At 68.1% G+C, this 12,861-nt stretch carries 13 protein-coding genes; 3 read left to right on the top strand and 10 right to left on the bottom strand.

Translation table 11 applies throughout. The features are described 5' to 3' along the window. Positions 1–14 precede the first annotated feature (14 nt). Positions 15–797: a response regulator transcription factor gene (locus KSS95_RS06040; RefSeq protein ID WP_437179602.1), complete on the top strand. Its 783-nt coding sequence runs from the start codon at positions 15–17 to the stop codon at positions 795–797. A gap of 156 nt (positions 798–953) precedes the next feature. On the opposite strand, the gene KSS95_RS06035 is transcribed toward KSS95_RS06040, so the two are convergent. From KSS95_RS06035 to cpaB, 8 genes are read right to left on the bottom strand one after another with little or no spacing between them, the layout of a single operon-like run. Then, complete coding sequence (locus tag KSS95_RS06035; RefSeq protein WP_217852516.1) at positions 954–1,211, bottom strand: DUF3613 domain-containing protein; 258 nt, start codon at positions 1,209–1,211, stop codon at positions 954–956. Between the two features lie 13 nt (positions 1,212–1,224). Further along, a complete protein-coding gene (locus KSS95_RS06030; protein ID WP_217852514.1) occupies positions 1,225–1,929 on the bottom strand; it encodes a tetratricopeptide repeat protein in 705 nt (234 codons plus the stop codon). 44 nt (positions 1,930–1,973) lie between these two features. Then, positions 1,974–2,867, bottom strand: coding sequence for a type II secretion system F family protein (locus tag KSS95_RS06025; RefSeq protein WP_217852512.1), 894 nt, complete (start codon positions 2,865–2,867; stop codon positions 1,974–1,976). Next, positions 2,864–3,745: a type II secretion system F family protein gene (locus KSS95_RS06020; protein ID WP_217852510.1), complete on the bottom strand. Its 882-nt coding sequence runs from the start codon at positions 3,743–3,745 to the stop codon at positions 2,864–2,866. The genes KSS95_RS06025 and KSS95_RS06020 overlap by 4 nt, the downstream gene beginning before the upstream one ends. Next, positions 3,742–4,998, bottom strand: coding sequence for a TadA family conjugal transfer-associated ATPase (locus KSS95_RS06015; protein ID WP_217852508.1), 1,257 nt, complete (start codon positions 4,996–4,998; stop codon positions 3,742–3,744). The genes KSS95_RS06020 and KSS95_RS06015 overlap by 4 nt, the downstream gene beginning before the upstream one ends. After that, positions 4,995–6,185, bottom strand: a complete 1,191-nt coding sequence (locus tag KSS95_RS06010) for a CpaE/TadZ family protein (protein WP_217852506.1) — start codon at positions 6,183–6,185, stop codon at positions 4,995–4,997. The genes KSS95_RS06015 and KSS95_RS06010 overlap by 4 nt, the downstream gene beginning before the upstream one ends. Continuing rightward, positions 6,182–7,387, bottom strand: coding sequence for a type II and III secretion system protein family protein (locus KSS95_RS06005; protein WP_437179572.1), 1,206 nt, complete (start codon positions 7,385–7,387; stop codon positions 6,182–6,184). Before KSS95_RS06005 ends, KSS95_RS06010 begins: the two co-directional genes overlap by 4 nt. A gap of 48 nt (positions 7,388–7,435) precedes the next feature. Beyond that, positions 7,436–8,383: a Flp pilus assembly protein CpaB gene (cpaB, locus tag KSS95_RS06000; RefSeq protein ID WP_217852502.1), complete on the bottom strand. Its 948-nt coding sequence runs from the start codon at positions 8,381–8,383 to the stop codon at positions 7,436–7,438. A 289-nt stretch (positions 8,384–8,672) separates the two neighbouring features. Here cpaB and KSS95_RS05995 point away from each other — a divergent pair, with 289 nt between their 5' ends. Next, on the top strand, positions 8,673–8,855 hold the full coding sequence (locus tag KSS95_RS05995) for a Flp family type IVb pilin (RefSeq protein WP_217852500.1): 183 nt from the start codon (positions 8,673–8,675) through the stop codon (positions 8,853–8,855). Positions 8,856–8,902: 47 nt separating this feature from the next. Beyond that, a complete protein-coding gene (locus KSS95_RS05990) occupies positions 8,903–9,310 on the top strand; it encodes a response regulator (protein WP_217852498.1) in 408 nt (135 codons plus the stop codon). 40 nt (positions 9,311–9,350) lie between these two features. Here KSS95_RS05990 and KSS95_RS05985 read toward each other — a convergent pair whose 3' ends face one another. After that, the gene (locus KSS95_RS05985) at positions 9,351–11,021 is read right to left on the bottom strand and encodes a ShlB/FhaC/HecB family hemolysin secretion/activation protein (RefSeq protein WP_217852496.1); all 1,671 of its coding nucleotides are present in this window, start codon (positions 11,019–11,021) and stop codon (positions 9,351–9,353) included. An 85-nt stretch (positions 11,022–11,106) separates the two neighbouring features. Continuing rightward, entirely contained in the window at positions 11,107–12,657 is a 1,551-nt protein-coding gene (locus KSS95_RS05980; protein ID WP_217852495.1) for a collagen-like triple helix repeat-containing protein, read from the bottom strand. Positions 12,658–12,861: the final 204 nt, after the last annotated feature.

Genomic DNA, 12,861 nt, shown 5'->3' with positions numbered 1-12,861 from the left:
GATACTACAGGGAGTTGATCGTGAACAAGTCCGTCAGTGAGGTGAAGATTCTGGTTGTCGACGACCAGCCGTTGATCGTCGAAGAGCTGTGCGAGTTCCTCGAAAGCGAGGGTTACCGATGCGTTCCAGCCCATTCCACGGGCCAGGCCATCGATTGCTACAAGGCCGACGAGGCCATCGGCCTGGTGCTGTGCGACCTGCACATGCCCGAGCGCGATGGCATCGAGCTGGTGCGCGCGCTGAAGCAGATCGCCGGGCAGCAGCGGATGTTCGAGGCGATCATGCTGACCGGCCGCGCCGACAAGCAGGACGTGATCCGCGCCTTGCGCGAGGGGTTCGCCGATTACTACCAGAAGCCCATGGACCTGGACGAACTGCTCGAGGGCGTGCGCCGGCAGGAGGCCGCGTTGCTGGAGCGGCGCCGCAACTTCCGCGAGCTGGGCAGCCTCAACCAGCGCTTGCAGGAACTGGCCGAGTCGATCGACGACCTGTATCAGGACCTGGAAAAAGCCCGCGGCCAAGGTACCCACCGGCGCGCCAGCGATGCCGAGGACGGCGAACCGGAGTTGCCGGCGGCGTTCGAGAAGCTGTCGCCACGCCAGCTGGAAGTCGCCCGGCTGGTGAGCAAGGGCAAGACCAACTACCAGATCGCCTGTGAACTGGGCATCACCGAGAACACGGTGAAGCTGTATGTGTCGCAGGTACTGCGCCTGACCCACATGCATAACCGCACCCAGCTGGCGCTGGCGCTGACACCGCGCTCTTCGCCGGTGCACCAGCGCTTTACCACGCATTGAATAACCCGCTGCCACCTCGCCAGGCTCGGCACGAAAAGCCTTGATACGCGTTCATGCTGCATTGCAAACAGCCTCGCCTGACCGTCGTCTCAAGACGTTGCATACAGCGCCTAAGTTTCCCGTCATGGCACCACCTCAACGGCGGGTGATCAGCGATCAGCCGCCGTTGTTGGATGAGTTGATCTTGGTCCAGCGGTAGAAATCCGGGATCGCGTACTTGTAGCTGTCCAGCCAGCGCTGCATGGCCTGGTCGCGCTCCTTGTCGGTCTGCACCTGGCGCACCGGCGAGGCCTGGCGATTGCTCGCCTGCACCTGCAACAGCGCCTCGGTGGCGGTTGGCGCCTGCGCGTCAGGGTCTGCCAGGGCCAGCAACGGGGTGATGGCGCAGGCCAGGACGATCGCTTGCTTGAACATGTTCACCTCCAGGTCAATTGAGCGTGGCCGCCGACGCAGTCGCGCTGGCCGCTATCGGCCCGCGCCCGCTGGCGCGTATGCGCTGCGCTCGGGCCTGGGCCTCGGCGAACTGCTCCGGCTGCAAGTGCAGGCGCTTGACCAGGTCCTCGGCCTGGTCCCAGTGGTCCTGCAGCAGCGACAAGGTCACCAGGTTCACCGCCGGCAATGGGTTGTCGTCGCGCAGCTCGATGGCGGTGAGAAACTCGAAGCGTGCCTGCTCGTGGTTGCCCAGGTTCATCTGCACCACGCCCAGGTCGTTGCGCACCTTTTCGTCGGTCGGCGCCAGCCGCGCTGCCCGCTGCAGGTTGCGCAGGGCCTGGGCGTCGTCGCCACGGGCAGCGGCCAGTTGCCCCAGGCCATGTTCGCCCTCGGCCGCCAGGCATCCCCCGAGCAAGCTGCGGTACAGCGGCTCGGCCTCGCTACGCCCCAGCACCCGGAGTACCTTGGCCTTGCGCAGGCGCACCGGGTCGAGGGTGTCGGGCAACTGTTCGAGATGAGCCAGCCCAGCATGGGGCCGCCCCTCGTTGATCATCTGGTCGGCCATGTCCAGGCTCAGTTGCTGGTCGGCATCGGGCTTGGCGCAACTGCCGCCGCCGAGCAGGCGGGCCAGGCCCTCGGGCTGCTGGCCGGCGCAACCGGCGAGCAACAGCAGGCTGCTGAACAACAGGATCGCTCTCATCGCCTCTCTCCTTCCCATCGCATCGTCTGTAGGCCTCACCCTGCTCACGACCCCAACGCCCGCGCCAGCGCGGAAAAGCCCGGCCCGGCCAGGACGATGAGCAAGGCCGGGAACAGGAACACCATCATCACCGCCGACATCTTCGCCGACATCTTCGATACCCGCTCCTGCAGGCCCGTCAGGCGCCGGTCGTCGAGCAGCTCCTTGAGCGCCAGCAACGACTTCATCGAGCCACTGCCCTGAACCAGCAACTGCTGGAGAATCACGCAGGTGTCGATCAACGCGTCCACCGCCAGCAGCCGCGCGCACTTTTCCAGCTCCGGCCCCAGGGCCAGGCCCGAGTCGACCCGCTGCAACACCAGGCGCAGTTCGTCACTGATGTTCGGCACCAGGCTGCGGCCTTCCTGGGCCAGTACCCGCAACGCCTGCTCCACCGCCAGGCCGGTCTCGAACAGGATGCGCAGCAACGGGATCAGCAGGCTGACCTCTTCGGCGATCTGCCGCTGCCGGCGCGCCGCCGCGACCACCAGCAGGCGCTTGGGCAACAGATAACCGGCGCCCAGGCCGCAGAGCACCAGCACGCCCCAATGCCCACGACTGTCCCCGGGCATGCCATGCGCCAGCAGCAGCACCACGCCGACCGCCAGCAGCGGCAGCCCCAACTGCACGGCGGCGAACAGCGCGCGCTGCCGGCTGCGCCGCCAGCCGAGGCGGTCGAGCAAGGCCTGGGTCTCGCCATCGAGGCGTTGCAGGCGCCGCCCCAGTGGGCTGCTGCCCAGCCACTGCAGCCAGTCGCCGAGGCGCTCGTCACGCCCCAGGCGCCCCTGCAGGCGGCGCAGCACCCGTTGCCGCGCCTGCATCTGTCGCGCCACCTGCCAGCCCAGCAAGGCGAAGCCGGCGAACAGGCACAGGGCGCAGAGCAACAGGGCGCCGTTCACAAGCGCCTCATCATGCGCCACAGCACCAGGCAACCAACGGCCTGCAGGGCGAAGGCCAACAGCAGCATCAGTTGCCCGCTGGCGTCGCGCCACATGGCCAGCAGGTAGCCGGGGTTGGCGATCAGGAAATAGCCGACCATGGCCAGCGGCAAGGCACCGAGGATCCATGCGGTAATGCGTGTTTCGCCGGTCATCGCGCGCAGTTGGCGGTCACCCTGCTCGTGCTCGCGAATCAGCTTGATCAGGTTCTCCAGCAATTCGCTGGCGTTGCCGCCATGGCGCTGGTTGATGCGCAGCCCCAGGGCGAACATGCGCAGCTCGGCCTGGCCGTACAGCTCGGCCAGTTCGCTGACCGCATCCTCCAGCGGCACCCCCAGTTGCACGTTGCGGCGCACCCGCAGCATCGCCGAGCGCAGCGGCTCGCGGGTGCTGTCGACGCCGCCCAGCACCGCTTCGCTGAGGGTACGACCGGCCTTGAGGCTGCGCACGCTGTAGTCGAGCAGCCCCGGCAGTTGCTCGATGATCCGCTGCAAGCGGCGACGGCAGCGCCAGCTCAGGTACAGGTGCCCCAGCAGCGGCAGGCCAAGCAGCAGCATCAATGCCGCCAACCCGCCGGCGAGCAGGCCCGCCAGCACCGTCAATGCCAGCCAGGCCGCCAGCCACGGGCGTGGCGAAAAGTCCGCATGGGCCAGGCCGGCGCGCTGCAGCAGCGGGTCGAGCCAGTCGCGCCGGGCATTGGCGCTGCGCGCCGCACGGTAGGCCCGGCCAAGACGCAACAGAATGCGCTCCTCGCCGCGCTTGTACAGGCCCAGGCGCAACAGCAGCAGCGCCATGCCCAGGCACAGCGGCGACAACGCCAGCAGCAGCGGCCCCATCACAGCACCCCCTCGTGACGCAGCTTGCTGCCCGCCGGGTTCGGCGCCTCGCGCAGGAAGCCGTCGCCGCTGCGGCGGTCGAGGCGGAACAAGGTATTGGTGACATACACATCGTCGCGCACGCCGACCACCTCCAGCACTTCGCTCACGCAGCGCCGGCCATCGGCCAGGCGGGTCAACTGGATCACCACGTCCAGGGCCGCGCAGATCATCTGCCGCAAGGTCTTTTCGGCAACCTGGCGGCCAGTGAGGCCGACCAGGGTTTCCAGGCGCAGCAAGGCATCCTGGGCGGTGTTGGCATGCACGGTGCTCATCGAGCCGTCGTGGCCGGTGTTCATCGCGGTCATCACATCGAGCACCTCGGCACCGCGGATCTCGCCGAGGATGATGCGGTCGGGGCGCATGCGCAGGGCGTTGCGGATCAGCTCGCTGGCCTTGATCTCGCCATGGCCCTCGGCGTTCGGCGGGCGGGTCTCCAGGCGCACGACATGCGGGTGGTGCAGTTGCAGTTCGGCCACGTCCTCGATGGTCACCAGGCGTTCCTGGGGCGCGATCATCTGGCTGAGGATATTCAGCAAGGTGGTCTTGCCGGTGCCGGTGCCGCCGCTGACCAGGATATTGCAGCGCCGGGCCACGGCCCGTTCGAGAAAGTCGTAGATGGCCTGGTCGATGGCCCGGGTGGCCAGCAGGTCGGCGCTCTTGAGCATGTCCTGGCGGAACTTGCGGATCGACAGGCACGGCCCGTCCAGCGCCACCGGTGGGATGATCGCGTTGACCCGGCTGCCGTCGGGCATGCGCGCGTCGACCATCGGCGACGACTCGTCCAGGCGCCGGCCCAGCGGCGCGAGGATGCGCTGCATCACCCGCTCGACATGGTGCGCATCGATGAAACGCAGGTCGGTCTGCTGCAACAACCCGGCGCGTTCGACGAACACCCGGTACGGGCCGTTGACCAGGATCTCGGTGACGCTCGGATCGCGCAACAGCACTTCCAGCGGGCCGTAGCCGGTCAGTTCGTCGACGATCTCCTCGGCCAGGCGCTCCATCTCGTAGCGCGACAGCGCCAGGCGCAGCCGCGCCACGTAGTCGCCGACCTGCTCGAGGACGAACTGCGCCAACGCCGGGCGCGGGCCTTCGAGCAGGTTGCGGCCGCTGTCCTCGATGGCATCGATGACGTGCCGGTGCAAGGCGCGCTTGAGCACCTGCGGATCGCTGGCGGCATGGCGTGGCCCGCCAAAGGGTTCTTCGTGGTTCATCGGTTGCCCCATAGCCTGCGCAACCAGGCATGGGCCGGTGGCGCCAGGTTTTCCGAGCGCCGCGCCAGGCGCTCGCCGAGGCCGCGCAAAGCCTGGGTCAGGCTTTCCCGCGGGGCCAGTTCGAACAGGCTCAGGCCCTGGTTCTTGGCGTTCAGGCGTAGCTCCGGGCTATGCGGCATGACGTTGAGCAGCGCCAGGCCGTAGCGCTTGGCCAGGGTCTCGGCATCTGGCGCCACCTGGCGCTGGTAGCGGTCCACCAACAGGCTGGCATGCTCGAGCTTGATGCCGCGGTCGCGCCACTGCTCGAGCACGTCCAGGTTGCGCCGGCAGTCGAGGATGTTCTGGTCGGTGTACAGGATCAGCTTGTCGCAGTGGCTGACGATGGTGCGCAACGCCTCGCTGTCGCCCTGCCCGGTGAGGTTCACGACGATGTGCTGGAAGTGCTGGCGCAGGGCGCCGAGCAGCATGTACACCTCGGCGGCGCTGGTCTGGCCGAGGGCCTCGTCGTTGTCGGCATAGGCGAGGATGCGCAGGCCGCCCTTGTCGCGGCTGAAGGCGCTGTCGATCAGGGTCGCGTCGAGACGGCGCAGGTGGCGCAGGGCATCGCCGAAATGGAACGAGGCCTCCAGCCCCAGCAGTGCCAGGCTGTCGCCGCGGGGCAGGCCGAGGTCGAGCAGCAAGGTTTGCTGGCCACTGTCCTGCACCACCCGCGCCAGGTGGGTGGTGAGCAGCGCGCCATCGGCGCCGTGCTGGGCGCCATACAGCACGCTGAGCCCTCCCAGGTTGGGGTTGCTGGCCACCGTCGGCAGGCGCTTGCCCAGGCGCCGCACCAGGCCTGCCACCTCGCTGGCCCGCGAGCCGTAGGCGACGAAGTCGCGGGCACCGGCGCGCATGGCGTGCAGCACCAGCTGGTTGTCCATGCCATCGCCCAGGGCGACGATCGCCAGCATCGGCTTGGCCTCCAGCAGGCCTTCGATCAGCGCGCACTGGCCGATCAGTTGCTCACGGTCCAGGCCGATGAACACCAGGTTGCTGAAGGTCATGTCGACCAGCGCCAGCAATTCGTCCAGGCCCGGGCTGCTGGTGCCGATCACCTGGCCGAGAGGCGCCAGCGCGCCTTGCAGCCAGTTGAGGTCTTCCTCGTTGCGGGTCAGGGCCAGGTAGGTGTGGTTCAGGCTTTCGTTCATTGGGACAACCCGCCACGGCCTTCGAAGTTGCCGTTTTCCATGAAGAACAGGCGGCCCCAGCTGGGGTCGTAGGTGCGCAGGCGCTCGCCCGGCAGCTCGGGCAGGCGCGCGTTGGCGGCCAGCGGCTGGACCAGGTGCGGGGTGACGATCATCAGCAGTTCGGTTTCCTCGCGGTTGAGCGCCGACTGGCGGAACAAGGCGCCGATGATCGGCAGGTTGCCCAGGCCCGGCATCTTGTCCACGCTGGAACGCACGTTGCTGCTGATCAACCCGCTGATGATGAAGCTCTCGCCATCGGCCAGGGAGATGCTGGTGTCGGTGCGGCGCACGCTCAGCCCCGGCACCCGGGTGCCGGCGATGACCACCGCGTTGTTGAAGTCGAGCTCGCTGACCTCGGGCGCCACCTTCAGGGTGATGCGGTCGCGGCTGACCACGGTAGGCGTCAGCGCCAGGCGCACGCCGAACTCCTTGTATTCGATCGACACGTTGTCGCTGCCGCTGCTGGGCACCGGGATGGGGATCTCGCCACCGGCCAAAAAGCTTGCGGTCAGCCCACTGAGCACAGTGAGGCTGGGGCGCGCCAGGGTGTAGGCGAAGCCGCTGTTCTCCAGGGCATTGATCATGGCCAGGAAGCGCCCGTTGTTGCCGCCCAGGACGATGTTGAAGACCTCATCGTCGAGGCGCGCGCCGGGGATGTCGCTCGGGCGCACCGTGGCCCCAGGCACCGTGCCGGGCGAGCCGATCAGGCTGTTGGAACCCTTGAAGAACAGGCGCGCGCCGGCCTCCTTGTACTTCAGCCGGCGCACTTCGACGAAGCGAATATCGGCCTGCACCTGCACCGGCAGGTCTGCCTGCGCCGAGGGCAGTTGCGCGGTGGGCGTCATGTCGGCGCTGGCCCGGCCCTTGACGAAGAGCATGGCCCGGTGCGGCTGGGCGGCGCAGCCGGTCCACAGCATCAGGCTGGTGCTGCCCTGGGCCACCGCCGTGAGCAGCACCGCGCGCTCGCCGCTGGGCTGCACGTCGGCGACCTTCGGCTCGCCCACCGCGGCGCGGGTGATCGCTACCGGCAGGCGCAATTCCTGTTGCAGGCCCTGGTCCAGCTCGATCACCGAGGGCAACTGATCGAACGCCGCGCAGCCCTTGCCGGCGGCCTGTGCCTGCGCTGCCAGCAGCAGGCACAGCAGCCCGGTACAAGAGGTCATACGCAAAGCGCTATGCAAAGAACTACGCATGGAATGCATCCTTGCCGGTCAGGGAGTCTTGTTGTTATCACCGCTCTGCGCACCACGGATGATCTGCATGGCCGGCGCGCTGGCACCGGCAAGCGCGGCGGAGCTGGCCAGGGGCACCTGGGACAGCTGGCTGAAGCGGTAGAGCTCGCGGTTGGCGTTGTCCAGCTGCGGGCTGGCAGCCTGGCCCGACCAGTAGGCCGCCAGGCGCTGCTCGTCGGCGCTGCGCACCGCCAGGCGCAAGGTGCCGGCCTGGGCCGCCAGCATCAGGCGGCTGGCCAGGGCCTCGGGCACCGCCAGGCCAACCGTGCGGGTGGCGTTGCTGTTCAACGACTGCTGGTCGCGGCGGGCCTTCTGCTCCTCGGCGGTCTGTGCCGGGCGGCCGTCGTTGGCCAGCCCGGTCTGCTGGTCGACGCTGAGCACGCGCAGGGCCGGCAGCACCACCTGGGCCGACGCTTGCGGGTTGTTGTTCTCTTCGCGCAGGAACAGCAGCACATCGACGAAGTCGCCGGGGCGCAACTGCCCAGCGGCGCCGACCACATCGTCCACCGCCACCGCCACCGCGCGCTCGTCGGGGCGGATCATCCGCGCCAGCGGGCCGCCGGCCTGGAAGCTCGACTCATCCAGCCAACTGCCCGCCGCCAGTGGCCGCGCGCTACTGCGCCCGAGCACCTGGTCGAGTTGCTGGAAGGCCCCGGCCGGCACCACTTGCAGGCGCTCGACCAGCACATCGTCGCCCGTCAGTGGGGTATTGGCCGGCACTGCGCGGCGCATCACCACGATGGGCGAACGCGCCGGCTCAGGTGGCGCGGCAACGATCACCGGGGCGGGGGCGACCACCTCGGAGGGCGCCATGGGCGCTGCGGCAGGCACCTCGGCCGGGCGGCTCAAGCGCAGCCCCCAGTACCCGGCCAGCAAGGCGGCGAAGAGGAACAGGCCGGCGAGGATCATGGTCAGGCGACTGCTCATTTGCGCTCTCCCCTACGCCTGCAACCAATGATGGCAAAAGGTAACTATTTCGCTATTGGACGGTAGCTGAGCCGCAATCTTTCGCCATTAGCTGTGCCGTTTTTTTCGAGCCATGAAATTGACGCCTCGGCAAAACAGGCACTTGGCCCGACTAATCGAGGCTCATACTTTTGGACTAATGCTTTGTTACATTTGCAGCCTGGCATGGCTTGGCGATGCTCTGATGGCAAAGGGGTATCACTTCTCAAACCCCGACGACCAGCGCCCAACGAGCGCAAGGAGCAATGCCATGCTGCTGCAACAGATCCTCCTCCATTGCAAAGCCTTCCTGCACAGCAAGGATGGCGCCTCCGGCATCGAGTACGCAGTGATCGCGGCCATGGTCGCGGTGGTGCTGGCCGGCTTCGTCACGCCCATCTCCACCGAAGTGTCGGCGATCATGACCACCATCAAGACCGCCATCACCCAGTGACCGCCAGCGCCCTGCATGACCTGTAGTCCCCTGACCAGGAGCCGACCATGCCCAACTCGTCGTTGCGTCAACAGATCCTGCTGGTCGACGACGAGGAAGAGGCCTTGCTGGAATTGGCCGAGCTGCTGGAAAACGAAGGTTTCAGTTGCCACACCGCCACCTCGGTGAAAGCCGCACTGCAGCAACTGACCCGGCACCCGGACGTGGCGCTGGTGATCACCGACCTGCGCATGCCCGAAGAGAGCGGCCTGGGCCTGGTCCAGCGCTTGCGCGCGCACACCGCGCGCCAGCACCTGCCGGTGATCGTGATGTCCGGGCATGCCGACATGAACGATGTCAGCGATCTGCTGCGCCTGCAGGTGCTCGACCTGTTCCGCAAGCCGATCTACCACGCGCGCCTGCTGGAGACGCTGGACAACCTGTTCCCCAAGGCATTGATGCAGGCCGCTAAATAGCAGGGGCTGTTGCGCGACCGGTCCGACGCCTCGGCCGCGCCTACAACTGATAACTGAAGCTCAGGTTCAACCGCGGCCGCCGGTTGAAGCTGTCCAAGGCGATGTCCGACATCGGCTTGGCCACCTCCACCGCGATGTTGTAGTAGCGCGCATCGCCAAAACGCAGCCCCAGGGCCGCCGACGACATGTTCGCCTTCTGCACCTCGAGCTCATTGAACCAGGCCCGCGCCGCATCGAGGGCGAGGTAGGGCTGCACGACCTTGAGCCAGGTGCCCTCGCGCTTGACGCTGTAGTTGACCTCGTAGGCCAGCCCCCAGCCCTTGTCGCCGGAACCCTGGTCGTTGGGGTAGCCGCGCCCGAAGTTCTGCCCGCCAAACACCGCGCGCTCGCTGTCGGGCAGGCTGTCGTTGCTCCAGTAGGCCGCCGCCGATGCCACGCCCTGCCAGTTGTCGGCAAAGTCGTCGCTCTGCACCCCGGACACCCGCAGGCGCAGGAAGTCCAGGTCGTAGCCGGCATTGCTGCGCGCACCGAAGTGGTCCAACCCCTGGTACACGCCCGCACTGAGGATCCGCAGGCGCCGCGCCTCGGCCTTGCGCCAGTCGCCCTCGAAGGACAGCGCGCGCAGGTCGGTGCGGCTGTGCAACTGCAAGGGCAAGCCCACCACCTGGTAATCGATGCGGTCGTTGACCACGTAGAAGCGCCCGACCACCTCCAGCCATTCGCTGGGCGAGGCGATCAGCGACTGGCTGATGCCCACCGCGTAGCGCTGGTTCTCGCGCTGCTGGGTCAGGTCGATGCCGTTGTCCAGGCGGATGCGCGCCTTGGGCTCGCTGCGGTAGCGCGAGGCCGACAGCAGCAGGCGCGAGCCCTCGGCATCGAGGAACTGGCTGTAGTCGAGGCGGTAGTAATGCTCCTTGTCCTCGCCTGGCGGCACCAGCACGCTGGCGCCCAGCTGCTCGCCGAAGCGGGTCTGCGCATTGCTGCTGGCGCCCAGCAACGCCTGCAGGTCGTCGCGGCTGCCATCGTTGAGGCTCATGCGGGTGGTGAACGGCTGGCGTGAAACCTGGGCGACCAGCCGGGTCGCGCCATCGGTGGTGCCGGGCGGCGGAACCTGGGCCTGGAAGGTCACGCCGGGGATGCGCCCGGCCAGGCTGGTGTAGCGCTCGAAGCTTTGCCGGGTCAGCGGGCGTTCGGCCTTGAGCTTGTCGAACAGCTGCTCAAGATAGGCCCGTGCCCCACCGATCTCGCCCTCGATCTGGACATCGCGGATATAGCCTTCCACCAGCACCACGCGCACCCGGCCATCGGCAAAGTCCTGGGGCGGCAAGTAGGCATAGGACAGCAGGTAGCCATCCTGCTGGTAGCGCTGGGTGAGGCGGCGGGTGATGTCGATCAGTTCGGCCAGGGCGACCTCGCGGCCAATCAGCGGCTGGTAATGTTCGCGCAGCTCGCTCAGCGGATACACCGTCCCCCCTTCGAAGCGCACCTTGCGTACCGCGACCCGGGTACTCATCAACAAGGGCTGCTGGGCGCTCGGCTGAGCCTGCGGCAGTTGCGCGGCGCCAGCGCCTGGGCGATAGGCGTCCATCGGCAGGTTGGGGGTGGGCAGGCGCGGTTCGGTGTCGTTGCTGTTGAGGAAACTCGGCAGGGGTTCGCCACGGGCCAGGCCAGCCCAGCTCAGCGCCAACATCGCCACCAGCAATAGACGCATCGGGACACTCCATGATCCTGTGTTGGCAACGGTGCCTGGACGACCCTGCCGCCCAGGCACCTCACCTAGAGCGTAGCCCGTCGCCTCAGCGTTGCCCGCCGGCCAGGGCGCCGGTCACGCCATCGAGTACCCCGCCCAGCCCGCTGGGTTGCCCCGTACCGCCATTGACCAAGCTGCCGGCCTGGCCGACCGTGCCGCCCACGGCAGTGACCGTGGTGCCGAGCTGGCTCACCACAGGATTGGCCGATGCGCCGGCCAGTTGCGTGCCGAGCGTGCCGACAGCACCGCCGACCTGATTCAACAACCCCGCCACCGGGGCGCCTGCACCGGTACTGCTGCCGACCTGCTGCGTCACGCTGGCCACCCCGGAGACCACCGGCGCCAGCCCCGTGCCCACTTGCTGGGTCACGGCGGCCAGCGGCGCCCCGGCCGCGGTGTTGGTCACGCCATTGCCGCCCAGCACCGTCCCCAGGCTGGCAACGGTGTTGCCGGTTTGTACCGTGCTGCTGCTGATGGCCGCCACCGCTGGGTTGCCGGTGCTGCTGGCCAGGCCGCTACCGGCGCCGGCCACCACGCCGCCGACGGTTTCCAGCAAGCCGCTGCGTGGGCCGCCGGTAGCGGGCACCAGACCGCTGCTGGTGCTGACGGTGGTACCGGTATTGGCGACCAGTTGGCCGACGCTGGCCGCCAACGGATTACCGTTGCCAGCGACCTGCTGGCCAGCCTGGGTCAATGCCCCGCCCACCTGGTTGAGGGTCTGGTTCAGCGGCGCCGCGAGCCCGGCCTGGCGGGTGGCATTCGCAGCCGTGTTCTCCACCAGCGAGACCACCGGCACCAACGCGTCGCTCAGCCCTTGGCTGGTGCCGGCCAGCGGGCCACTGCTGGCGATTGGTGTCAGGGTGTCGCCCAGCATGGTCACCGCCTCGCCGACCCGGTCGACCCCTTGCCCGGCGCCTGCGACCACCTGGTTGACCAGCGGCACCTGCTCGACCGGCCCGCTGCTGGCCAGCCCGGCCACGCCCTGGCCCAGGCCGGAGACGCCGGTGCCCAGGTCGGCCGTGGCGGCGCCGAGCGCGCCCACCGTGGTGCCGACGGCGTTGTTGCCTGTGCCCAGTTGCCCAAGGCCATCGCTCAGGCCGCTGCCGACGCTGTTCACGGCCTCGCCGGTGGACGATACCAGCGCGCCCACGCCACCGCTCAACGCGGTGCTGCCAGCGATGGGCAGCCCGCCAATCACCTGCCCCAGGTGACTGACGCCGTCACCGACAGCGGAAACCGTGTTGCCCAGCTGGTCGACCACCTGGCCAGTGACCAGCGGCGCGGTGCTAGAGCCACCGCCCGTACCGCCGTCGCCACCACCCGGTGTGCTGCCACCACCACCTGTGCCACCGCCGGGCGTGGTTCCCCCCGCGGTGCCACCACCGGTTCCGGCACTCCCCTCACCGGGTGTGGTGCCGCCTGTACCTCCCGAGCCGCCTGCGCCATCGCCGCCGCCACCGGCCGCCGCGCCGCCGTCGGCAGACGAGCCGTCGACCTCGCTGTGGTGTCCACCGCCGCCACTGCTGCAACCTGCCAGGCCCAGCGCCATGATCATCGCCAGCGCCGTGGCGGTTCTGCTCCACGCTTGAGTGTTCATGGGAATGACTCCTGCTGCTCGTGTGGTTGGGGCGACGGCATCGTCGCCCTCCAGTCAGCAGTGAAGGCCCGAGGGTTGCAAAGGGGTAGGCCACAACTTGGTATTAGTACCCAGGTTAGGGCTCAAGACACGGCGAAAAGCGCGGTCATTTCATGAACTTGCACAATCGCTGGGGCAAGGTTCACCAAGGATATAAGCCCATGT

It is taken from the genome of Pseudomonas muyukensis (assembly GCF_019139535.1).
GTDB lineage: Bacteria > Pseudomonadota > Gammaproteobacteria > Pseudomonadales > Pseudomonadaceae > Aquipseudomonas > Aquipseudomonas muyukensis.
This window is presented reverse-complemented; position numbering and strand designations above follow the sequence as displayed.